Genomic DNA, 21,726 nt, shown 5'->3' on the forward strand with positions numbered 1-21,726 from the left:
ACGGAGGACAGGGCTTCCGTGTCTTCGCGACCGTTCCCTGAAGCAGCGCACACCCCCTACGGAGAGGACCTCATGTCCCCCGAGGAACCCCCACCCGTGTCCCGGCGCGCGCTCCTGCGCTCGGGCGCCGCCGCGGCGCTCGGCGCCGGCCTGGCCGGCTGCGGCTTTCTGCCGGAGGACCGCGACGCCTTCGGCGACCCGGACCGGCCGATCGACGTCAAGGCGGACGGCGACCTGGTGTATTTCAACTGGGCGGACTTCGTCGCCCCGGCCGTCTTCGACGGATTCGAGAAGGAGTACGGCGTCAAGGTCGTCCAGTCGAACTTCGACTCGATGGAGGGCATGGCCGCCAAGCTCAACGCCGGGAACCGCTACGACATCATCTTCCCCACCGCGAAGTGGGCGCAGCGCCTCGCCGACGGCGGCCGGCTGCGCCGTATCGACCACTCCCGGCTCCGCCACGCCGGCGCGGTCTTCGGCACGTACCGCTACTTCGCCGACCCCTGGTACGACCGCCGCTCCGCGCACACCGTGCCGTTCACCATGTACAAGACGGGCATCGGCTGGCGGAAGGACCGGATCGGCGACGACCTGACCGGCTCCTGGAAGGACCTGTGGAACGCCCGGGCCAAGGGACAGGTCTTCGTCCTCGACGACCGCGACGAGGTCCTCGGGATGGCCGCGCTCCGGCTCGGCCTGGACGTCGGCACCTCCGACCCGCGCGACCTCGCCCGTATCACCGCGACGCTGCAGAGCCTCCGCCCCCGGCTGCGCGGCTTCTCCAGCGACAGCTACAACAACCTGCTCAACGGCAACGCGGCGATGACCCAGGCCTGGAGCGGCGACATGGCCGCCATGCTCGGACAGGCCAAGGACCCTTCCGTGCTCGGCTTCGAGGTCGCCCGGGAGGGCGCGCCGATCAACTCGGACTGCTACGCGATCCCCGCCAACGCCCGCCACCCCGGCACGGCGATGCTCTTCATCGACTACATGCTCAGACCCGAGAACGTACGGAAGAACATCCGGTACATCGGCTACCCCATGCCGGTCGGCGGCAGCGAGGACGTCTACGCCTCGATCGTGAAGCCGTTCCCGCAGTGCCTGGTCTCCCCCGACGACCTCAAGGCCGACCTCTTCTTCCGCAACGTGTCCCCGGCGGGCGAGCAGGCCCGCGACACCGCCTGGACCCACGTGAAAGCCGGCTGACATGGCACAACGCACCCCCTCCGGGGCACTCCGGGACCGGCGCGGGCGCTCCGCGTCCGGCACCCGGCTGTGGACCTGGCTCATGCTCCCCGGCACCCTGTGGATGACCGGGTTCCTCATCGCCTCCCTGATCCTCGTGGCCACCCTGGCCCTGGGCACCACCGACCCCCTCGGCAACCCGCGGTTCGGGTTCAACTTCGCCAACATCGCGGCGATGGCCGACCCGGCCTACCGCATCGTGCTGCTGCGCTCGCTGGGCTTCGCGCTGATCGCCTGCGCCGTCTGCCTGGTCGTGGCCTATCCGGTCGCGTACACCATCGCGCTGCACGGCGGACGGTTCAAGAACCTGCTGATCGCCGCGATCGTCGTCCCGTTCTTCGCCAACTACCTGGTGCGGATGTACGGCTGGTCGGTGGTGCTGTCCGACGGCGGCCCCGTGCTCAGGGCGCTGCGCGCGGTCGGACTCGCCGACGCGCACACCAAGATCCTGCAGAGCGGGACCGGGGTCGTCGCCGGGCTCGTCTACGGCTTCATCGTCTTCATGATCATCCCGCTGTACGCGGCACTGGAGCGGATGGACCTCTCCCTGATCGAGGCGGGACGCGACCTGTACGGCGGGCCGTTGCGGACCTTCTTCTTCGTCACCCTCCCGGCTACCCGGCAGGGCGCAGCCGCCGGCGCCGTCCTCGTCTTCCTGCCCGCCATGGGCGACTTCGTCAGCGCCCAGCTGATGGGCGGGCCGGACCAGATCATGATCGGCAACCTGATCCAGGACAAGTTCTTCCAGGGCCAGAACTGGCCGCTCGGCTCCGCCCTCACCATGCTGATGATGGCGGTGCTCTTCATCGGGATGCTCGGCTATCTGCGGCGCACCCGCAAGGACGAGGCGGAGGCCGCCCGATGACGCTCCGCACCCCGCACCGCCGGCACCGCCGCGGCACCGACCGCAGGCCCCGGCTCGCCCTCACGGTCACCGCCCTCTTCTTCCTCCTCCTCTACCTCCCCATCGCGGTGGTGGTCCTCTTCTCCTTCAACGGGCAGAAGTCGCTCACCGTCCTCAAGGGCTTCAGCCTGCGCTGGTACTCCGCCTTCTTCCACGACAGCGTGCTGCTCGAATCGCTCGGCATGAGCCTGCGGGTCTCCCTGGTGGCCATGGCGGGCTCGGTGGTCCTGGGCGTGGCGCTGGCCCTGGGGCTGGTGCGCTGCCGCACCCGGCTCGGCTCGCTGGCCGGCCTGATCATGCTGGTCCCGCTGATCACCCCGGAGATCGTCACCGGCGTCGCCGCGATGCTGCTCTTCAAGGGCATGGACATCACCCTCTCCTCGGGCACCGTGATGCTCGCGGAGATCACCTTCTCCATCTCCTATGTGACGGTGATCCTGCGCTCGCGGATCGCCGCCCTCAACCCGGAGGTCGAGGAGGCGGCGATGGACCTGGGCGCCACCCGGTGGCAGGCGCTGCGCCTGGTCACCCTGCCCGCGCTGCTGCCCAGCATCCTGGCCTCCGCGGTGCTCGTCTTCGCCCTGGTCTTCGACGACTTCGTGCTCGCCTACTTCACCACCGGAGTGGACCCGCAGCCGCTGTCCGTCCGCATCTACTCGGCGATCCGGTTCGGCGTCCAGCCCACCATCAACGCCGTCGGCACGCTGATGCTCGCCGGTTCCGTCGGCCTCGTCGGTCTCGCCCTGGCCATCCCGCGTCTGTTCGGCCGCCGTGGTGGCCTCGATCTGCTCTCCGGGAAGTGACACCCATGACCTCCTCCGACGCCCCCGTCGCCGGCCCGGCCCCAGCCGGTGCCCAGGCCGGTGACCCGCCCGCCGTCCGGCTCGACCGGGTGAGCAAGAACTACGGCGGCTCCTACGCGGTGCGGGACCTGTCCCTGGACATCGCGCCCGGCGAGTTCTTCTCCCTGCTGGGCCCGTCCGGTTGCGGCAAGACCACCTCGCTGCGGATGATCGGCGGCTTCACCGACCCCACCGCGGGCACCGTCCGGCTCGGCGGGGAGGACGTGACCGCGCTGCCGCCCGACAAGCGCGACGTCAACACGGTCTTCCAGAGCTACGCGCTCTTCGACCACCTCTCGGTGGCCGACAACGTGGCCTTCGGCCTCAAGCGCAAGGGCGTCGGCCGGGCCGAGATCCGCGAGCGGGTCGGCGTGATGCTGGAGCGGGTGCAGCTCGGCGGGCTCGGCGACCGCAAGCCCCGTACGCTCTCCGGCGGCCAGCGCCAGCGGGTGGCCCTGGCCCGTGCCCTGGTCAACCGGCCGCAGGTGCTGCTGCTCGACGAGCCGCTGGCCGCGCTCGACCTCAAGCTGCGGCGGCGGATGCAGGTCGAACTCAAGCAGATCCAGCGCGAGGTCGGCATCACCTTCGTCTTCGTCACCCACGACCAGGACGAGGCGCTGACCATGTCGGACCGGGTGGCGGTGATGAACGAGGGCCGGGTCGAGCAGTGCGGGACGCCGGAGGACGTCTACGAACACCCCGCCAGCCGCTTCGTGGCCTCCTTCATGGGGACCTCCAACCTGGTCCCCGGCACCTACCGCGACGGGCGGGTGGTCCTCGACTGCGGCCCCGCGCTGCCGGTCGGGGACCGCGGCGGCGTCGCCGACGGCAGCAGCGTCAGCCTGTCGATCCGGCCCGAGAAGATCTGGCTCTCCGACTTCGAGCCGGGCATGGCGCTGGTGCGGGGCGTGGTGCGGGAGACCGTCTACTCCGGTCCCACCACCACCTATCTCATCGAACTCGCCCCCGGCGTCACGGTGTCCGTACTGGAGCAGAACACCGACCGCTCGCGCATGGAGGACCGCTGGAGCGGCGGCGAGAGCGTGGAGATCGGCTGGCGGCCGGAGCACTGCCTGGTCCTGGAGTAGGGCCGGTCCGACGGCCCGGGGCCGGGGCGCGGCGCCCGCTTCGCCCCACCGGCCCCGGGCTCCTCGTCCGGCCCCACCCGACCGCACCCGCTACACCCGCCCCGGCCGTCCCGGCTCTCCCCGCCGCCCGCCGACAGCAAAGGAAGCTCCCCCCATGAACCACGATGTCATCGTGCTCGGTGCCGGCCTCGCCGGGCTCGCCGCGGCGCGGGACCTGAGCGCGGCCGGCGCCGACGTCCTCGTCCTGGAGGCCCGCGACCGGGTCGGCGGACGCGTCGAGCAGGCCGTGCTGCCCGACGGCCGGCTGGTCCAGCTCGGCGGCGAGGTGGTGGGCCGGGCCCACACCGCCTACCTCGCGCTCGCCGCCGAGCTGGGCCTGTCCCTCGTCCCCAGCTATGTCGCCGAGCCCGGCCGGATGGCGCGGGCCACCGCGGAGGGGGTCTCGGCCGGCGACCCGCCGCACTGGTTCGGCCCCGGCGACGAGATCTGCCACCGCAAGGTGACCGACGCCTTCGTCGCGCTGGCCCGGACCGTGGACCCCGAGGACCCGTGGTCCCATCCGCACGCCGCGACCCTCGACCGGCTGTCGGTCGGCGCCTGGCTGCGCGGCGAGGGCGCGAGCCCGGCCGTCGTACGGCTCTGGGAGATCGGCCAACTCGCCCTGGCCAGCGGCTCCTACGAGCGCACCTCGCTGCTCTCCGCGCTGCGCAAGCACGCCGCGGTCCCCGGCGACGACCCCTACGCCTACGAGGACTGGGAGGGGCTGCGGGTGGCCGAGGGCTCGGCGACGGTGGCGCTGCGCATGGCCGCCGGACTCGGCCGGCGCGTCCGGCTCGAAGCGGTCGTCGAGGAGGTGGCGGTGCGCCCGGGAGGCTGCCGGGTGCGGCTGGCGGGCGGGGAGACCCTGACGGCCGACGCCGTGGTCAGCGCCCTGCCGGTCGGCCCGCTCCGCTCGGTCGCCCTCACCGGCGTCTCCGAGGCCCGCATCGCCTCGCTGCACCGCCAACGGCAGGCCGTCGCGGCCAAGTTCGCCGTGGCCTACGACACCCCCTTCTGGCGCGGCGCGGACCTCAACGGCCTCTCCGAGTGCGAAGGCGTGCTCGGCAGCACCTGGCCGCAGAGCGAGGCCATCCTCTCCGCGCTGATCCCGCCGGAGCGCTACGGCGTCCTGCTGGGCATGCCCGCCCCGGTCCGGGACCACGAGCTGCTCGCGGACATCGCCCGGCTCTACGGCGCCGAGGCCTTCCAGCCGTTCACCTCGTACCTGCGGCTGTGGGGCACCGATCCGTGGACCCAGGGGTACGTCACGCAGTGGAACCCCGGCGACGTGATGGCCGTCGGGCCGCTGCACGGGGCGCACGAACCGCCCTTCTACGTCTGCGGGTCCGACCAGTGGGTGGCCGGCTACATGGAGGGCGCGGTGCGCACCGGCCGCGACGCGGCGCGGGAGGTGCTCCGCCATGGCTGAGCACGCCGTGTCCGCCCCGGTCCGCAACCACATCGCCGGGGCGGACCGCCCGGCGGCCACCGGCGCGACCACGGACCTGGTCGACCCCGCCACCGGCGCGGTGCACGGCAGCGCCGCGCGCTCCGGCCCGTCCGACACCGACGCGGCCTGCGCCGCCGCCGAGACCGCCCTCGCCCGCTGGTCGCCGGCCACCCCCGCCGCGCGGCAGCGGGCGCTGCTGCGGATCGCCGACGCGGTCGAGGCGCACGCCGAGGCGCTGGTGGCCGCCGAGGTCGGGGACACCGGCAAGCCGCCGGAGCTGTTCCGGACCGAGGAACTGTCCGCCGTCGTCGACACCTTCCGCTACTTCGCGGGGGCGGCGCGCGGTCTGCCGGGGGCGGCCGCCGCCGAGTACGCCGAGGGCCGCACCTCGGTGCAGCGCCGCGAACCGGTCGGCGTCTGCGCCCAGATCACCCCCTGGAACTATCCGCTGATGATGGCCGCCTGGAAGGTCGCCCCGGCGCTCGCGGCGGGCAACACCGTCGTCCTCAAGCCCGCCGACACCACCCCGTCCTCCACCGCGCTGCTCGCCCGGATCGCCGCGGAGCACCTGCCGCCCGGCGTGCTCAACGTGGTCTGCGGGGACCGCGACACCGGGCGGTCGCTGACCACCCACCCGGTGCCCCGGCTCGTCGCCGTCACCGGCAGCGTCCGCGCCGGGCGGGAGATCGCCGCCACCGCCGCGGCGGACCTGAAGCGGGTGCACCTGGAGCTGGGCGGCAACGCCCCGGTCCTCGTCCACGAGGACGTGGACGCCGAGTGCGCCGCGGCCGAGCTCGCGGCCGTGGCGTTCTACAACGCCGGCCAGGACTGCACCGCGCCCACCCGGTTCCTGGTGCACCACCGACGCTACGACGCTTTCGTGACCGCGTTCGCCCGGGCGGCGCGCACGCTGCGGACCGGGCCGCCCGACGATCCGTCGGCCGACTACGGACCACTCAACAACGCGGCCCAACTCGCCTCCGTACATGGCTTGTTGAGCCGCCTGCCGGATCACGCCGAGGTGGTGACGGGGGGTACGGCGCCGGAGCGGCCCGGCTGGTTCCACTCCCCCACCGTCGTCGCCGGGGTGCGCCAGGACGATGAGATCGCGCAGGAGGAGATCTTCGGACCGGTCGTCACGGTGCAGCCGTTCACCGACGAGGCCGAGGCCCTCCGGCTGGCGAACGGGGTCCGGTTCGGGCTGGCGGCGAGCGTGTGGACCGCCGACCACGCGCGCGCCATGCGGGCCACCCGCGCCCTGCACACCGGCATCGTCTGGGTGAACACCCATGGCACGACGGTGTCGGAGATGCCGCACGGCGGCGTCAAGCACTCCGGCTACGGCAGCGACCTGTCCCTCGCGGGCCTGCTGGACTACACCCAGGTCAAGCACGTCATGCTGTGAGGCGGCTGCCGGGCGCGGCCGTGCCCGGCGGTCCGCCGCCCTCAGGTGTCCGCCGTGCCCGGCTCCGCCCCGGCGTCGTGGGCGGCCTCGGGCACGGCGTCCTGAGCACCCGTCAGGTCACGGGCGAGCGCGACCCGGGAGAGCAGCACGGCGCCCCACAGGACGAGCGCGATGCCCAGGCACTCGGGCAGCAGCCACCAGCCGGTCCGTACCCGTTCGTCGAAGAGGGTGACGCCCAGCGACAGGCTCACCAGCGCGTCCCCGAGGGTGAGGACCGGCTGCGAGGCGGTCAGCGGGCCCGACTGCATGGCGTTCTCCAGCAGGAAGAGGGCCAGCACCCCGACGGCGGCGAAGCCGTAGGTCTGCCAGGTGGTGAAGAACCCGGCGGGGCCGCCGGTCTGCCAGGCGTGGGTGGCGTCCTTCATCAGCGCGGCGGTGAGCGCGTAGGCGACCGCGGTGGCCCCGGCGAAGCAGGCGGCCCGTACGCCGCCCGCGCCCCGCCGGAGCGCCGCGCCGACCGCCGCGGCGATCACCACGGCGCAGACCACCAGGGCCGGGACCCAGCGGGCGAACGGGGCATGGGTGGTGCCGATGGTGGGCGCGGCGGCGGCGAGGGCGCAGCCGAGTCCGACGACGAGCAGCGCCACGCCCGTCCATCCCGCGCGGGAGATCCGTCCGCCGAGGATGACCTTGCCGAAGAGCAGGGCGAGGGGGAGTTCGAGGACGAAGAGCGGCTGGACCACCGACAGCGCCCCCTGCGAGAGGGCCAGCGCCTGGAAGCAGGCCGCGGCGACGACCGCGAGCATCCCGCCGAGCCAGACCGCGCGGTGCAGCAGATCGACGAGCAGTCCCAGGCGCAGCCCGGCGGACAGCGGGACGGTACGGGCCGCGCGGCGCTGCAGCACCGTGGCCAGCGCGTTGCTGGCCGCCGCGAGCAGTGCGAACAGTACGGCCACGCGCCACCTCCTCGTCGGCCGCCCCGGCACCGGGGCGGGGCCGGCCGCCGGTGGCCGGGCGGTGCGGGGCGGCGCGGTACGGGGGCGACGCTATCCGCAGGGCGCGCGCACCGCCCGGCGACACGGGCACCGGGCGCCCGCGTTCGCTGAGCCGGAGGGGCGCCGCCGGGGCGGGGGCGCTGTGGCAGATCTTGCCGCCGCGATGCCGGATCCGCAGGTCACGGCGGCGGCGCGGGCGGCGTCAGGTGGCGTAATACGGCGGCAACACCACGGCCCTGAACCCCTCGGTATGGTCCACCGCATGCCAGCCGAACGCACCCGCCAGCACACGACGCCGGTCGCCGCGGCGCGCCGTCGCCGGCTCCGCGCCGACCGCGCCCGGCAGCTCGCCGACCTGTTGCGGCACCAGGTGCTCGGGGGCCGCTTCCCCGAGGGCGTGCTGCCGCCCGAGGAGGTGATCGGCGCCGAGTACGGCGTGTCCCGCAACACCGTCCGCCAGGCCCTCGACCTGCTGCGCGCCGAACAGCTCGTGGTGCGCCGGCCGGGGGTGGGCACGGTGGTGGTGGGCCAGAAGTACCCGCATGCGCTGGACCGGTTGAGGGGCCTGGCCGAGACCCTGCACGCGCACGGCCGGGTCACCAACGAGGTGCGCACCATCAGCCCGGTCCCCGCCCCGGCCCCGGTGGCCGACCGGCTGCGGCTCCCGCCGCGCGGCGAGGTGCTCTACGTGGAGCGGCTGCGCCGGCTCGACGGCCTGCCCCTCTCCCTGGACCTCACCTACCTCCCGATGGACATCGGGCTGCCCCTGCTCGACGCCGATCTGGAGCACCACGACGTGTTCCGGCTGATCGAGGAGAGCGCCGGACAGCCGTTGGGCACCGCGGAGATCAGCCTGGAGGCCGTCAACGCCGACGCGCACACGGCCGCCGTCCTGGAGGCGCCGCGCGGCACGGCCGTGCTGATGCTCGAACGCCTCACCCGTCTCGCCGACGGCTCCCCCGTCGACCTGGAGTTCATCCGCTTCCGCGGCGACCGCCTCACCATGCGCGGCCTGCTGCACCGCACGCTCTGATCCCCTCCCCGCTCCTCCCCTCCTTCACCTTTCCGCCCCTGCTCTGCTCCGCCCTGCCCTGGAGACCGCCATGCCTCTTGCGCCGCAACGCGCCGACGTGCCCGTGACCATCGACGAGTCCCTGTGCATCGACGGCTGCACGCTGTGCGTCGACATGTGCCCGCTGGACTCGCTCGCCATCGACCCCGCGAGCAACAAGGCGTACATGCACGTCGACGAGTGCTGGTACTGCGGGCCGTGCGCCGCGCGCTGCCCCACCGGTGCGGTCACGGTGAACATGCCCTACCTGCTGCGATGAGAGGTCCCCGGCCACGGACTCCCGGCCCCCGGGGCTCCTCCGTCGCGCCGTCCCCGCCACCCTCGTCCGGCGCGCCGTGTGCCCCGAACCCAACCGACCGAAGATCGACATGACGGCACGTCAGGAGACGTGACCGGCGACCGAAAGGCACCGCCATGCCGCACGGCACCGCCCCGAAGGCCCAAGAGGCTCTGAAGGCCCCGGAGGCCATGGAGATCCCCGCCCTCGACGACGCCGAGGAGCTGGCCTGCGACGTCCTGGTGATCGGCGGCGGCACCGCGGGAACCATGGCGGCGCTCACCGCCGCCGGACACGGCGCCTCGGTCCTGCTGCTGGAGAAGGCCCATGTCCGCCACTCCGGTGCCCTGGCGATGGGCATGGACGGGGTCAACAACGCCGTCGTCCCGGGCCTCGCGGAGCCCGACGACTACGTCGCCGAGATCACCCGCGCCAACGACGGCGTCGTCGACCAGTCGACCGTCCGCCAGACCGCGACCCGCGGCTTCGCGATGGTCCAGCGGCTGGAGTCGTACGGCGTGAAGTTCGAGAAGGACGAGCACGGCGCCTACGCGGTCCGCCAGGTGCACCGCTCCGGCTCGTACGTGCTGCCGATGCCGGAGGGCAAGGACGTCAAGAAGGTGCTCTACCGGCAGTTGCGCCGCCGGGAGATGCGCGAGCGGATCCGCATCGAGAACCGTGTGATGCCGGTGCGGGTGCTGACCTCCGGCGGCCGGGCGGTCGGCGCGGCGGGCTTCCACACCCGCACCGGACGGTTCGTCACCGTCCGGGCCGGCGCGGTGATCCTCGCCACCGGCGCCTGCGGCCGCCTCGGCCTGCCCGCCTCCGGCTACCTCTACGGCACCTACGAGAACCCCACCAACGCGGGCGACGGCTACGCCATGGCATACCACGCGGGCGCCGAGCTGACCGGCATCGAGTGCTTCCAGATCAATCCGCTGATCAAGGACTACAACGGCCCGGCCTGCGCCTATGTCGCCAACCCCTTCGGCGGCTACCAGGTCAACCGGCACGGCGAACGGTTCGTGGAATCCGACTACTGGTCGGGGCGGATGATGGCGGAGTTCGCGGCGGAGGTCGCCTCCGAACGCGGCCCGGTCTACCTGAAGCTGAGTCACCTCCCGGAGGAGTCCGTCTCCGCCCTGGAGACCATCCTGCACACCACCGAGCGCCCCACTCGCGGCACCTTCCACGCAGGGCGCGGCCACGACTACCGCACCCACGACGTGGAGATGCACATCTCCGAGATCGGCCTGTGCGGCGGGCACTCGGCGTCCGGCGTCCGCGTCGACGACCACGCCCGCACCACCGTGCCGGGACTGTACGCGGCGGGCGACCTGGCCTGCGTCCCGCACAACTACATGATCGGGGCCTTCGTCTTCGGCGACCTGGCCGGCGCCGACGCGGCCCGACACCCGGCGTACGAGGGCGAGTTGCCCGCCGACCAGCTGCGGGCCGCCCACGAACTCGTCTACCGGCCGCTGCGCCACCCCGACGGCCCGCCGCAGCCCCAGGTCGAGTACAAGCTCCGCCGCTTCGTCAACGACTACGTCGCCCCGCCCAAGAGCGGCGCCCGCCTGTCGCTGGCCGTCGAGCACTTCGACCGGATGCGCGCCGATATCGCCGGCATGGGCGCCCGCACCCCGCACGAGCTGATGCGCTGCGCCGAGGTCGGTTTCATCCGCGACTGCGCCGAGATGGCCGCCCGGTCGTCGCTGGCCCGCACCGAGTCCCGCTGGGGCCTCTACCACGAGCGCACGGACCACCCACGACGCGACGACGACGCCTGGCTGCACCATCTCGACCTGCGCAAGTCCGCCACCGGCGCCATGGAGTTCACGGCCCGCCCGGTGGCGCCGTACCTCGTCCCGGTCGACGCCTACACCCCGGTGGGCGGCGCTCCCCGGTTCCTCGGCGAGGTCCACCCGGAGCGGGTCGCCACGGCGGGGCGGAGGGACACGCCGCCGGTGGGGTCCTCCACGGGCTCCGGGGCGGGTACGGCGGACACCGGGACGACGCACGCCGGGACGACGGACGAGGCGGCGCCGGGCGCCGGCGCCACGGCCGCCCGCGAGACCGGCACCGCGGCCCGTCCCGGCGCCTCCCCGCGCCTCCTCGAACTCGTCGCCCTCGCCGAGGACCAGCCGGACCTGCCCACGCTTCGCCCCTACCTCACCGACCCCGACCCGGCCGTCCGCCGCGCCGCCGTGGACGCGCTCACCGAGAGCGTCCCGCCCGGTACCGGCCGGGCCCTGGCCACCGCCCTCGCCGACCCCGACCCGGCCGTCCGCGCCGCCGCCGGCGCCTCGCTGCGGGAGCTGACCGAGGTCCTGACACCGGAGCCCGGCCTGCGGACGCCGCTGGCCGCCGCCCTGCACGGGCCGGACGCCGTGGTCCGCTCGGCGGCCCTGGAGGTGCTGCGCGGGCTCCGGCTCGGCGACCGCTCCCTCTTCGCCGCCGCGCTCGCCGACCCGGCGGTGGAGGTGCGCCTCCAGGCCGTCCGCGGCCTGGTCTCCCTCGACGCGCCCGACGCCCTGCGACCGGCCACGGCGGACCCCTCCCGCGAGGTCCGGGTGGCCGTCGCGCACGGCCTCGGCACGGTCGGCGGCCCCGCCGACCTGGCGGCGCCGCTGCGCGACGAGGACCTCCTCGTCCGGGCCGCCGCGCTCGCGGCCCTCGCCACCACCGGCTGCCCGCCGCCGTACGACGCGGCGGCGGTCGTGGCCCTCGGCGACGACGCCTGGCAGGTCCGGGCCGGCGCCGCCACGGCCCTGGCGGCCGCCGCCCCCGGGCTCGCCGTGTCCGCGCTGCGCTCCGCGCTCCGCGACGGGCACGCGGACGTGCGCAGGGCCGGGGTCCTCGCGCTGCGCGCGCACTCCGGCCACGAGGACGCCCGCCGGGCCTGGGCCACGGTCGCGGACGACCCGGACGCCGACGTCCGCGCCCACGCCCGGCTCGCCTCGAAGGAGTGACATGCGCGCGGGGCGCCCCGGGAGGCCGGTGACCGGGGGCCGGGGGCGGTGGGGACCGGCCGGGCGGGCCGCCGGCATCGCCCGACCACCGAAGCGCGCTGTATAAATCTCCCGAAAACAGGCATATTCCTGCTACCCGACATGGATGGCTGGTCAGGAATCCCTATGCCCTCTTTCTCCCCGCGTTGGCCCCGGTACGTCGAATTCGCTCCGAGCATCCTGGTCGCCGGAGGACTCACCTGGGACGCGTTCTCGCCGGCGGACTACTGGGGCGACCCGATGCTGACGGCCGCCAGCGTGACCGCCGGTGCGCTGCTCTCCCTGCGGCACACCCTGGCGATCGGCGCCGCCATCCTCGTGGGCGTCTTCGCCCTGACGGTGAAGGACGGCACCGCCGACAGCCTCGAAGGTCATCTGGAGCTGATCAACACCCTCTTCGCCGCGTTCATGGGCCTCGGGGTCAACCGGGTGATCGCCCGCCACGGGCGCCATCTGGACGTCGTCCGGTCGGTGGCGGAGGCCGCCCAGCGCGCCGTGCTGCCCGCCCCGCCGGAGCGCATCGGACGGCTGGCGATCGCCGCCCGCTACCAGGCGGCGCAGAGCGAGGCCCGGATCGGCGGCGACGCCTACGCCGTCCAGCGCACGCCGTTCGGCGTACGGCTGATGATCGCCGATGTGCGGGGCAAGGGGCTCGGGGCGGTCAGCGCGGTGTCGGTGCTGCTGGGCGCCTTCCGCGAGGCCGCCGAGCAGGAGCCCGACCTGCGGGCGCTGGCCGACCGCATGGAGCACGCGCTGCTGCGGGAGAGCGAGCACACCTCGGAGGAGAACCGCCTCGAAGGCTTCATCACGGCCCTGATCTGCGAGATCCTCCCGGGCGCCGCCGGGCTGCGGTTGCTGAACTGCGGCCACCCCGCGCCCTACCTCTGCCACGACGACGAGGTGCGCCCGCTGGAGGTCGCCGCCCCGGGCCTTCCGCTGGGCATGGGCACCCTGGGCGCGGCACGGAGCGGGCCCACCGACTGGCCGTTCCCGGCGGGCAGCACCCTGCTGCTGGTCACCGACGGGGTGACGGAGGCCAGGGACCACGCCGGGATGTTCTACGACCCCGCGACGCAACTGGCGGACCACGGCCCGTTCCGGGGCCCCCGGGAGCTGATCGACCGCTTGGCCGCGGACATCGAGGACTGGACCGGCGGGCCGCGCGACGACGACATGGCGGTCCTCGCGATCACCCGGCAGGTGACGGGGCGCGGGCGGGCCGCCGTCAGGGGCAGCAGCGCCGCACGCTGAGCCAGGACCGCCGGACGCACGACTTCTTTCGGGTCCCTTTCGGAATTTCCTCGTGTGCTGCCGAAGATCCGCCAAGTGGGATGAGAAGATCAGTCAGAGCATCAGCATCCGCACCGAGCGATCCCTCGCTCCCGCGCAGATCGGAGTTGATGTGTCCGACAACAGATCAACCCTGCTGAGTCAGCGCGCCGCCGTCATCTTCCTGCTCGGCGCCCTCACCGCCATCGGAGCCGGTGTCCTCACCTTCATCAACGGCGGTACCCCGGCTTCCGCGACCCTCATCGGCGGTGCGGCCTTCGGCGGCGCCGTCACCTTCTTCCATACGGTCATCGACTGAGCCCTGACCGCTGCCCGCCGCCCCGGACCGGGCCCGGCGGCGCAACGGAAACGGGCACTCACGACCCGCAGGGCGCGGGGCGTACCCCGGCTTCCGCGCCTCTTCCGGAATTCGCGCCCCCGTATGCGGTGCGCTCCCGCACCTCAAGTGCCAAACTTGAGTCACCGCGCCCGGCCGCCGGCCGGGGCCCTTGCCGCCGAGGGGAACAACATGACCTGGGCATCTTGGACCACTGTCGGGATCCACGCCCTACCCGGCGCGGTGCGCACCGCGGAGATCGGCGTGATCAACGGCGACCTGACCATCCACACGACCTGGTCGGACGACCTGGCGCACGTGGCCGTGCAGTACACCGGCTCCACCGAGTGGTACACCATGGCCGGCAGCCCCGTCCCGTGCCATTCGGAAGCAGCCAGCCGCTCGTTCCACCAGGCCGTCGTCGAGGCCGCACGCGGTGGCGAGCGGGCCGAGGCCTCGCTCGAGGAGCTCTTCCACACGTAGCCCCGCGGCCCGGCCGGCCGACGCCGTGACGGCGGCTCCCGGCCTCCGCGCGCCCCTCCCCGTGCACGGCCGGTGACGGCCGGCTTTCGCACGCGCACGTCTTCCTCCCTCGCCTCCCGGTGACGTCCCGGGCTCCCGCCGCCTCCCGGCGAGCCGGGCCCGAAGCGCTGCCCGGGGACCGGGCCGAACTCACCGCGCCCCCACCGCCGGCACGGACGACGACGCCTCCGTCACACCGCACCATTCCGCGCGACTCCCGAGCAACCATTTCGCGCCACCCCATGTCTCTCCCCATGAAGCACTGTTGGTCATCTTCCGGCTACTTAAAGCTGATCAATTGTTAAATTTCGACCAGGAATCTTGCATACTGATCATTTCGCTTTACATGCCCATGCCAGACATACCAGGGTTTGCGCGGGGCCCCAGGGCCCCCGTGGTGCACAACAGCACCGCGCGTACGGGCGGTTGGTCTGCCGACCGCCCCCGCAGCGCTAAGGACCCACAGCAGTGCGTAGACCCCACATACGCAGACACCGCCTGGCCGTCGCCGTCGCCGTCACGACGGCCGCAACGCTCACCGCGGGGGTGGCGGGCACTGCCTCCGCCAGCTCCACGGCCTCGCCGGTTGCTGCACCCTCTGCTTCAACTCACGCTCCGCAGAAGGTCGTTGACGCGGCCCGCGCCGCCGCGTTCGCGCACGCCCCGGCCACCGGAGTCGGCAAGAAGGACACCCTCAAGGCCACGGACACCCTCGTCGATCCGGACGGCCGTCAGCACGTGCGCTTCGTCCGCACCCACCGCGGACTGCCGGTGCTCGGTGGCGACCTCGTCGTCCACCTGACCGCCGACTCGGCGTACGAGGGCGTGACCCGCGCCTACCGCCACCGGGTCGACGTGCCCGACACGGACCCCAAGCTGTCGGCGGGCGAGGCCCGGACGAAGGCCGCCGCCGTCGCGAAGGGCCACGCCGGCGAGGCCCAACTCGTCGTCGACGCCCGCGCGGACCGGACCACACTGGCCTACCGGGTGGAGGTGGCCGGCAGCCGTACCGCCGAGGCCGGCGGCGCCCGTACCGTCATTCTCGACGCGGCCTCCGGAGCGGTGCTCAGCAACGCCCCGGTCGACGACTCCTTCCTGTCGCCGGCCGTCCAGGCCAAGCTGCGCGCCCGGGGCGAGCGGCTCAACCCCGCGACGGGCTCGCTCACTCCCGCCCCGGCCGCCACGGCCGAGGCCGCCGGCACCGCCGGCTTCCCGTCGGCGGCCACCGGTTCCGGCGCGTCCTTCTTCGTCGGCAAGGTGCCGCTGTCCACCACCCGGACCGCGCAGAAGTCCTTCACCCTCAAGGACTCCACCCGCGGCAACACCGAGACCCGCGACGCCGGCGACAAGGAACTGGGGAAGTTCTCCGACGGCAAGGCGTTCACCAGCGCCACCAACCGCTGGGGCAACGGCACCACCAACAGCCGGGCGACCGCCGCGGTCGACGCCCAGTACGGCATCACCAGCACCCTGGACTTCTACAAGAAGACCTTCGGCCGCAAGGGCATCAAGAACGACGGCCGCGGGGCCCGTGCCCTGGTGCACTTCGGCAAGAAGGTCGGCAACGCCTACTGGTCCTCGGACTGCGGCTGCATGCTCTACGGCGACGGCGACGGCAAGACGTTCGCCAAGCCGCTGGTGGTGCTGGACGTCACCGGCCATGAGCTGACCCACGGCGTCGTCGACGCGACGGCCAACCTCCAGCCCACCCGGGTCGACGAGGAGGGCAACCAGTTCGGCGAGCCCGGTGCGCTCAACGAGTCGCTGGCGGACATCTTCGGCAGCGCGGTCGAGTTCTCGACCAACAACCCGAAGAACCCGCCGAACTACCTGATGGGCGAGAAGCTCGGCCTCTCCCAGAAGTTCCTGCGCCGTCTGGACAAGCCGTCCCTCGACAAGCTCGAGGGCACCGTCGACTACTGGTCGAAGGCGTCCTACGACACCGAGGTGCACGCCGGTTCCGGTGTCTCCTCGCACGCCTTCTACCTGCTCGCCGAGGGCAGCGGCAAGAAGACCATCGGCGGCGTCGCCTACGACTCCCCCACGTACAAGGGCACGAAGGTGACCGGCATCGGCCGGAGCAAGGCGACGGCGATCTTCTACCGGGCGCTCACCCGGTACATGGTCTCCACGACCGACTTCCACGACGCGCGCAACGCGACGCTGCGCGCGGCCAAGGATCTGTACGGCGCCACGAGCACCGCGTACAAGACGGTCGACAAGGCCTGGGCCGCGGTGAACGTGACGGCGGCCAACGCGCCCGCCGGCAACCACTGATCCACCCCGGACCGCACCTGGGGTGCCCCCGCGCTCGCGGGGGCACCCTGTGCGTCCGGCCCGCGGCACCGGCCGCGCGGATCGCCGCCCGGTTCTCGACGGCACGGCCGGCGGGAGCCTACGTTGACACCATGATCAGCGAACGTACGGGCGGCACGCGACGGCCCGGCTATCCGGTGGCGGCGGGCGTGTTCGCGATCGGCATGGCCGGGACGACGCTCCCCACCCCGCTCTACGGGCTCTACCGCGCCCAGCTCGGCTTCTCCGAGCTGATGGTGACCGTGGTCTTCGCCGTGTACGCCCTCGGCGTCATCACGGTCCTCCTCCTCGCCGGCAACTTCTCCGACGAGGCGGGCCGCCGCCCGGTGTTGTTCTGCGCGCTGGGACTGTCGGCGGCGAGCGCGCTGTGCTTCATCTTCGAGGGCGGCCTGCCGATGCTGCTGCTGGGGCGGGTGCTGTCCGGGTTCGCCGCCGGACTGTTCAGCGGCGCCGCCACCGCGGCCGTGCTGGAGCTCGCGAAACCGGGTCAGGAGGCGCGGGCGGGCTTCGCCGCCACCGCGTCGAACATGGGCGGTCTCGGCTGCGGCCCGCTGCTGTCGGGCCTGCTGGCCCAGTACGCGCCCTGGCCGTTGACCCTGCCGTTCCTGGTGCACCTCGCGCTGGTGGCCGTGGCGGGCGTGGCGACCTGGCTCCTGCCGGAGACCGTCGGGCATCCGCACCGCCCACGAAGGCTGCGGCCGCAGGGCCTGCGGCTGCCGCCCGAGGTGCACGGCGTCTTCACCCCGTCGGCGGTCGCCGCCTTCGCCGGTTTCTCCCTGCTGGGGCTGTTCACCGCGGTCGCGCCGAGCTTCGTCGGCGAGACCCTGGGCGTGCACAATCTGGCCGTCGCCGGGCTCATCGTCTTCACGGTGTTCCTGGGCTCGACCCTCGGCCAGTCCCTGACGGAACGGATCGGGGTGCGCAGGGCGCTGCCGGGCGGCTGTCTGGTGCTGGTGGTGGGCCTCCTCCTCGTCGCCACCTCGCTGGCCGTGACGTCGCTGCCGGTGCTGGTCGTCGGCGCGGTGTGCGGCGGCGTCGGCCAGGGCCTGGCGTTCCGGGCCGGTCTGACGGCCGTGGGCCGCGCGGCGCCGCCCGCGCACCGGGGCGGCACCATCTCGGCGTTCTTCCTCGTGGCCTACCTCGGCATCTCGCTGCCGGTCGTCGGCGTCGGCGCGCTCACCCTCGGGCTGGGCCTGCGGGGTGCGGGCCTGGCGTTCTCCGCCTGTGTCATCGCGGTCGCCGTCACCGTCGGCCTCTACGTCCTGCGCCGCCCGCCGGTCGCCGCGGGCTGACCGCCCCGCCTGCGGCCGGACCGGGCGCACGGCGCGTCAGGCGGTACCGGCGGGCCGTGCCGCGCCCCGGCCCGGCGTGAGCCGCACCCGCAGCCGCGCCGGTCCCCGGGTGAACACCCCCTCGTCGGCGGGCATCGCACCGTCCGCGACGTCCATGGCGGGGAAGGCGTCGAGCAGTTGGTCGACGCCGACCTCCACCTCCGTCTTGGCCAGGAGCGCGCCGACGCAGAAGTGCCGGCCCAGGGCGAAGGCCACATGGTCGGCCGCGGCGCTGAAGGCCGTGGCGGTGGTGAGATCGGGACGGAAGAGGTCGAAGGCGTCGGGCCGTGCGTAGCGGCGCTCGTCGCGGTTCGCGGAGCCGATGAGGCAGGTGACCGTGGCGCCCGCCGGGACCGTGCCGCCGCTGAGGGCCACATCGGCATCGGGCCGGCGCATGATCATCTGGACCGGCGGGGTGTAGCGGAGGGTCTCGGCGAAGGCCGCGGGGACCAGCGACCGGTCGGCGCGTACGGCGGCGAACTGGGCGGGGTGGGCCAGCAGGTTGCGGAACAGGGCGGCGAGGGCCTTGTCCGTGGTCTCCCCGCCGGCGGCCAGCAGCAGGCTGACGAACGAGGTGATGTCCTGGTCGGTCATCCGAGTGCCCTCGACCTCCGCGGTGCACAGGGCGGAGAGCAGGTCGTCACCGGGCGCGGCACGCCGTGCGGTGAGGACCGGCCGCAGGTAGGCGGCGAGTTCCTCGCCCGCGCGCCGTCCCGCGGCCGCGACCCGCGGGTCCTGGGCGAGGTTGGACAGGAAGCCGACGACGGAGGCGTACCAGCCGTGGAAGCGGTCGTGGTCGGCCCGGTCGAGGCCGAGCATGTCGACGATCACGTTGACCGGGAAGCGGGTGGCGAACTGCTCCACCAGGTCGGCTTCCCCGGCGTCGCGGAAGGCGTCGATCAGCTCCCGCGCGTTGCGCTCGATGACCGGGAGGAACTTCTCCCGCAGCTCCCGGCCGCGGAACGCGGGGGCCACCAGGGCGCGGCGCACGGCGTGCTCACGGCCGCTCATCTGGGGAAGGGTCCGGCCGCCGTGCGCCGGTTCGAGCTGCCACGCGTAGTTGTCGGTGGTGAACACCGGATCGCGGAAGGCCCGTGCCACGTCGTCGTACCGCGAGAGCAGGTAGCTGTCGGTCCCCTTGTCGTGGAAGAGCGGGTAGTGCTCGCGCAGGACGCGGTACGCGGGGTAGGGGTCGGCCGCGAACCCGGGTGACAGGATGTCGGGCGGCTGCGGGAGAGTGGTCACGACGCGTCCTCGGCTTCCGTCGGTGGCCGGCATCGGACCCGGACGGTGGTGCCCGGCCGGCCTGTGACGCTAGGGGCTGTCGCAGGCCCCGTCCAGAGCGCCCCGTCGAGCGGGGAACGGACTCTTTACGGGTTTCCCGTACGGCGGACCGCGAGGGCCGGGACGCGGCCGCCGGGCGCGCCGCCGCGGCCCGTCCGGGCCGGATACGGGGCGTGCGCCGGACCGCCGGGATGCGCCGTGCGGCGGGCCGCCACCCGGACGGCCGCCCGCCCTCACCCGTCTGCCATCCACGACACGCTCTTCCGGCCGAGGCCGGAAACGCTGGGATCCGGCAGTACCGGTCCAGCAGCCTCCCGTCGAGGCGGAGAAGTGAGATTCGCATGGCCGCACCATTCGCCCCGGGCCCGTTCGGCCGCCTGTGCCGTGGGGCTCTCCTCGTCGCCCTGCTGACGGCGGTGTGCGCCGCCACCGGCCCGGCCCGGGCCGTCGGCGGCGCGGCCGGGACGGAGGAACGGACCGGCACCGGCCCCTCCGTCACACCGATGCGCTGTGCGTTCCCCGACACCACCGCCAGGGACGCGGCGGCCGGACAGCCGCGGCACGCCGGGAGCGGCGTCGTCGCGCCGGCCGGCCCGCTCCGGGCCCTGCCCGAGGAATCCGCGCGGATATCCGGCCTCCGCCAGAGCGTTCCGGGCCCGGTCGCGCCGGCCGGACACCCCGCGGGCCGGTCCGCCCCGTCCCGGAGTGCCGACGGCAGCGGCGGGCCCGTTCGGTATCCACTGCCCGGTCCGTTCCGCCGGCTCTGCGCCGCGGGCGTCCCCCTCACCACCGCGGACGTCCCGGCCGACGCCCAAAGGCCGGGTTCCGCCACGGCGTTGACTTCCAAGCCCGCCGCGAAGCCCGCCCAGGCGGCGACGGGGACCAAGCCCCTGGTGTTCATGGGCTTCGGCACGATGGCCGGTCTGACCCTGCTCGCCGGCGCGGGGCTGGTGTCGGGCGCCCGCAGACGGCGCGGCAGCGGCCCGCCGCCGGGCCGCTGCTGAACGCCCCGGGGGCCACGCCTCCCCGGCCCCTCGGCCATCCCTCGTACGCCGGTGAACGGCAGGAAAGGACCGACCCCCCAGATCGTTCCTCTGGTGGCGGCCGGCCAGAAGTCGGTGAAACTGGTGGAGGACGCCACGCTGAAGGTCTGCCCGGGAGCGCCGCACGGCCTCCCGGCGGTCGCCCCGTACAAGGAGGACTTCCACGCCGACCTGCTGTCGTTCCTCGACGGCCGACCCAGACTCCGGGCACGCGAGCAGCCCGGAAAAACAGCCGGTGCCGGCCGAGGACCCCGTGGTCCTCTCGGCCGGCACCGGCTGGCGCGTTGTCGGGATTACCTCCGGTGGCCGTCGCCCCAGCCGCCCCGCTCGCAGCCCTCGCTGAAGACCGGGCCGACGTAGTCGAGGACGCCCGCGGAGAGCCAGCAGGAAGCGTAGTGGCCGTGGTGCTTGTGGTGGTGGCGGTCCTTGCCGTGAGCCAGGGCGGCGCTGGCACCGCCCATGACGATCGTGGTGGCCAGGGCGCTAGCTGCGATCGCGGCGCGGATGCGCATGTGTGCTCCTCAGGAGGATCAAAGGGGTATATCGACCTTTTCAGGAATCACCTTCACAGAACCTCCCAAAACCTGACCCCTCGCTAATTGCGCGGGTCGGAGTAACCGCCTCGCGGCCCGCGCGCCGGGCACCCCCGGCCGCGGCGAGGCGGGACAGCCCTCTCCGGGAACGCGGGCATACTCCCAACTCGCCACCATGCAGGGCCCGTTCATCGTCGCCATCGTCACTCGACGCCCCCGACGAGCAGAGACCCCCGCGGCTCCGACCGGGCCGCCGCGAGCCGCCCTGCGGAGTCCCCCTTTCGAGGCGAAGGCGGGCCACGGAAAACCGTCCATTCATCGGATGAACATCCCGGGCGGCGGGACCCCGTGGCACGGTGCCCGCGGTCAGGCCAGGATCTTCGCCTTGGCCTTCTGGAACTCCTCGTCCGTGATGTCGCCATGCTTCTTGAGGTCGGCGAGCTTCGCCAGGGCATCCGCGTGGCCGCCGCCCGCGTCGCCGGTCGCGACGGTCTCCTTGAGGTAGGCCTGCAGTTGCTTCTGCTGCCGTTCGGCCTGCGCGACCTCGCGTTCGCTCATGCCGTGGCCACGCGCGATCACATAGATGAAGACGCCCAGGAAGGGCAGCACGATCACCAGGATCAGCCACCCCGTCTTGGCCCAGTTGTTGAGGTCCCGGCTGCGGAAGATGTCGCCGATGATCCTGAACAGCAGGATCAGCCACAGGACCCACAGGAAGATCAGGCACATCGTCCAGAAGGCGTTGAGCAGTGGGTAGTCCATC

At 73.4% G+C, this 21,726-nt stretch carries 19 protein-coding genes; 15 read left to right on the top strand and 4 right to left on the bottom strand.

All coding sequences use genetic code 11. From position 1 onward, the window contains the following. The first annotated feature begins 72 nt into the window (after positions 1 to 72). From K7396_RS01800 to K7396_RS01825, 6 genes are all read left to right on the top strand, one after another. Positions 73 to 1,206, top strand: a complete 1,134-nt coding sequence (locus K7396_RS01800; RefSeq protein ID WP_086717012.1) for a polyamine ABC transporter substrate-binding protein — start codon at positions 73 to 75, stop codon at positions 1,204 to 1,206. Position 1,207: 1 nt separating this feature from the next. After that, on the top strand, positions 1,208 to 2,110 hold the full coding sequence (locus K7396_RS01805; protein WP_086717011.1) for an ABC transporter permease: 903 nt from the start codon (positions 1,208 to 1,210) through the stop codon (positions 2,108 to 2,110). After that, the gene (locus K7396_RS01810) at positions 2,107 to 2,952 is read left to right on the top strand and encodes an ABC transporter permease (protein WP_086717010.1); all 846 of its coding nucleotides are present in this window, start codon (positions 2,107 to 2,109) and stop codon (positions 2,950 to 2,952) included. The genes K7396_RS01805 and K7396_RS01810 overlap by 4 nt, the downstream gene beginning before the upstream one ends. A 5-nt stretch (positions 2,953 to 2,957) precedes the next feature. Continuing rightward, the gene (locus K7396_RS01815; RefSeq protein ID WP_086717009.1) at positions 2,958 to 4,079 is read left to right on the top strand and encodes an ABC transporter ATP-binding protein; all 1,122 of its coding nucleotides are present in this window, start codon (positions 2,958 to 2,960) and stop codon (positions 4,077 to 4,079) included. Positions 4,080 to 4,233: 154 nt separating this feature from the next. Beyond that, positions 4,234 to 5,547, top strand: a complete 1,314-nt coding sequence (locus K7396_RS01820) for a flavin monoamine oxidase family protein (RefSeq protein WP_086717008.1) — start codon at positions 4,234 to 4,236, stop codon at positions 5,545 to 5,547. Beyond that, entirely contained in the window at positions 5,540 to 6,973 is a 1,434-nt protein-coding gene (locus tag K7396_RS01825; protein ID WP_086717007.1) for an aminobutyraldehyde dehydrogenase, read from the top strand. Before K7396_RS01820 ends, K7396_RS01825 begins: the two co-directional genes overlap by 8 nt. A gap of 41 nt (positions 6,974 to 7,014) precedes the next feature. Here the strand turns inward: K7396_RS01825 and K7396_RS01830 are convergent, their stop codons facing one another. Next, positions 7,015 to 7,929 carry a DMT family transporter gene (locus K7396_RS01830; protein ID WP_086717006.1) on the bottom strand — a complete coding sequence of 305 codons (915 nt, stop codon included), beginning with the start codon at positions 7,927 to 7,929 and terminating at the stop codon, positions 7,015 to 7,017. A gap of 301 nt (positions 7,930 to 8,230) precedes the next feature. Between K7396_RS01830 and K7396_RS01835 the strand changes: the two genes are divergently transcribed. From K7396_RS01835 to K7396_RS01870, 8 genes are all read left to right on the top strand, one after another. After that, positions 8,231 to 9,001 (top strand): GntR family transcriptional regulator, encoded by a 771-nt coding sequence (locus tag K7396_RS01835; protein WP_223659562.1) that lies wholly within the window; start codon positions 8,231 to 8,233, stop codon positions 8,999 to 9,001. Between the two features lie 70 nt (positions 9,002 to 9,071). Next, positions 9,072 to 9,299 carry a 4Fe-4S dicluster domain-containing protein gene (locus tag K7396_RS01840; protein ID WP_086717004.1) on the top strand — a complete coding sequence of 76 codons (228 nt, stop codon included), beginning with the start codon at positions 9,072 to 9,074 and terminating at the stop codon, positions 9,297 to 9,299. A gap of 209 nt (positions 9,300 to 9,508) precedes the next feature. Further along, positions 9,509 to 12,289: a fumarate reductase/succinate dehydrogenase flavoprotein subunit gene (locus K7396_RS01845; RefSeq protein ID WP_086717020.1), complete on the top strand. Its 2,781-nt coding sequence runs from the start codon at positions 9,509 to 9,511 to the stop codon at positions 12,287 to 12,289. A gap of 165 nt (positions 12,290 to 12,454) precedes the next feature. Further along, the gene (locus tag K7396_RS01850; protein ID WP_086717003.1) at positions 12,455 to 13,579 is read left to right on the top strand and encodes a PP2C family protein-serine/threonine phosphatase; all 1,125 of its coding nucleotides are present in this window, start codon (positions 12,455 to 12,457) and stop codon (positions 13,577 to 13,579) included. 151 nt (positions 13,580 to 13,730) lie between these two features. Further along, positions 13,731 to 13,916 carry a hypothetical protein gene (locus K7396_RS01855; protein ID WP_223659563.1) on the top strand — a complete coding sequence of 62 codons (186 nt, stop codon included), beginning with the start codon at positions 13,731 to 13,733 and terminating at the stop codon, positions 13,914 to 13,916. 210 nt (positions 13,917 to 14,126) lie between these two features. Continuing rightward, positions 14,127 to 14,417 (top strand): hypothetical protein, encoded by a 291-nt coding sequence (locus tag K7396_RS01860; RefSeq protein ID WP_086717001.1) that lies wholly within the window; start codon positions 14,127 to 14,129, stop codon positions 14,415 to 14,417. Between the two features lie 507 nt (positions 14,418 to 14,924). Further along, positions 14,925 to 16,733, top strand: a complete 1,809-nt coding sequence (locus tag K7396_RS01865; protein WP_086717000.1) for a M4 family metallopeptidase — start codon at positions 14,925 to 14,927, stop codon at positions 16,731 to 16,733. 131 nt (positions 16,734 to 16,864) lie between these two features. Further along, a complete protein-coding gene (locus K7396_RS01870; RefSeq protein WP_086716999.1) occupies positions 16,865 to 18,064 on the top strand; it encodes an MFS transporter in 1,200 nt (399 codons plus the stop codon). A 36-nt stretch (positions 18,065 to 18,100) separates the two neighbouring features. On the opposite strand, the gene K7396_RS01875 is transcribed toward K7396_RS01870, so the two are convergent. Beyond that, entirely contained in the window at positions 18,101 to 19,348 is a 1,248-nt protein-coding gene (locus K7396_RS01875) for a cytochrome P450 (RefSeq protein WP_086716998.1), read from the bottom strand. 380 nt (positions 19,349 to 19,728) lie between these two features. Between K7396_RS01875 and K7396_RS01880 the strand changes: the two genes are divergently transcribed. After that, complete coding sequence (locus K7396_RS01880) at positions 19,729 to 20,391, top strand: hypothetical protein (protein WP_086716997.1); 663 nt, start codon at positions 19,729 to 19,731, stop codon at positions 20,389 to 20,391. 332 nt (positions 20,392 to 20,723) lie between these two features. Here K7396_RS01880 and K7396_RS01890 read toward each other — a convergent pair whose 3' ends face one another. Together K7396_RS01890 and K7396_RS01895 are read right to left on the bottom strand one after the other, a co-directional pair. Further along, positions 20,724 to 20,942: a hypothetical protein gene (locus K7396_RS01890; protein ID WP_086716996.1), complete on the bottom strand. Its 219-nt coding sequence runs from the start codon at positions 20,940 to 20,942 to the stop codon at positions 20,724 to 20,726. Positions 20,943 to 21,329: 387 nt separating this feature from the next. Then, complete coding sequence (locus tag K7396_RS01895) at positions 21,330 to 21,725, bottom strand: SHOCT domain-containing protein (protein WP_086716995.1); 396 nt, start codon at positions 21,723 to 21,725, stop codon at positions 21,330 to 21,332. Position 21,726 lies beyond the last annotated feature (1 nt).

Origin of the sequence: Streptomyces angustmyceticus, from assembly GCF_019933235.1 — a bacterium.
In the GTDB taxonomy this organism is placed as follows: domain Bacteria; phylum Actinomycetota; class Actinomycetes; order Streptomycetales; family Streptomycetaceae; genus Streptomyces; species Streptomyces angustmyceticus.

What these genes read in the sequence shown, in the direction of transcription:
- K7396_RS01800 (WP_086717012.1), top strand. Translation starts at nt 73, where the DNA reads ATGTCCCCCGAGGAACCCCCACCCGTGTCCCGGCGCGCGCTCCTGCGC.
- K7396_RS01805 (WP_086717011.1), top strand. Translation starts at nt 1,208, where the DNA reads ATGGCACAACGCACCCCCTCCGGGGCACTCCGGGACCGGCGCGGGCGC.
- K7396_RS01810 (WP_086717010.1), top strand. Translation starts at nt 2,107, where the DNA reads ATGACGCTCCGCACCCCGCACCGCCGGCACCGCCGCGGCACCGACCGC.
- K7396_RS01815 (WP_086717009.1), top strand. Translation starts at nt 2,958, where the DNA reads ATGACCTCCTCCGACGCCCCCGTCGCCGGCCCGGCCCCAGCCGGTGCC.
- K7396_RS01820 (WP_086717008.1), top strand. Translation starts at nt 4,234, where the DNA reads ATGAACCACGATGTCATCGTGCTCGGTGCCGGCCTCGCCGGGCTCGCC.
- K7396_RS01825 (WP_086717007.1), top strand. Translation starts at nt 5,540, where the DNA reads ATGGCTGAGCACGCCGTGTCCGCCCCGGTCCGCAACCACATCGCCGGG.
- K7396_RS01835 (WP_223659562.1), top strand. Translation starts at nt 8,231, where the DNA reads ATGCCAGCCGAACGCACCCGCCAGCACACGACGCCGGTCGCCGCGGCG.
- K7396_RS01840 (WP_086717004.1), top strand. Translation starts at nt 9,072, where the DNA reads ATGCCTCTTGCGCCGCAACGCGCCGACGTGCCCGTGACCATCGACGAG.
- K7396_RS01845 (WP_086717020.1), top strand. Translation starts at nt 9,509, where the DNA reads ATGGAGATCCCCGCCCTCGACGACGCCGAGGAGCTGGCCTGCGACGTC.
- K7396_RS01850 (WP_086717003.1), top strand. Translation starts at nt 12,455, where the DNA reads ATGCCCTCTTTCTCCCCGCGTTGGCCCCGGTACGTCGAATTCGCTCCG.
- K7396_RS01860 (WP_086717001.1), top strand. Translation starts at nt 14,127, where the DNA reads ATGACCTGGGCATCTTGGACCACTGTCGGGATCCACGCCCTACCCGGC.
- K7396_RS01870 (WP_086716999.1), top strand. Translation starts at nt 16,865, where the DNA reads ATGATCAGCGAACGTACGGGCGGCACGCGACGGCCCGGCTATCCGGTG.
- K7396_RS01880 (WP_086716997.1), top strand. Translation starts at nt 19,729, where the DNA reads ATGGCCGCACCATTCGCCCCGGGCCCGTTCGGCCGCCTGTGCCGTGGG.
- K7396_RS01890 (WP_086716996.1), bottom strand. Translation starts at nt 20,942, where the DNA reads ATGCGCATCCGCGCCGCGATCGCAGCTAGCGCCCTGGCCACCACGATC.
- K7396_RS01895 (WP_086716995.1), bottom strand. Translation starts at nt 21,725, where the DNA reads ATGGACTACCCACTGCTCAACGCCTTCTGGACGATGTGCCTGATCTTC.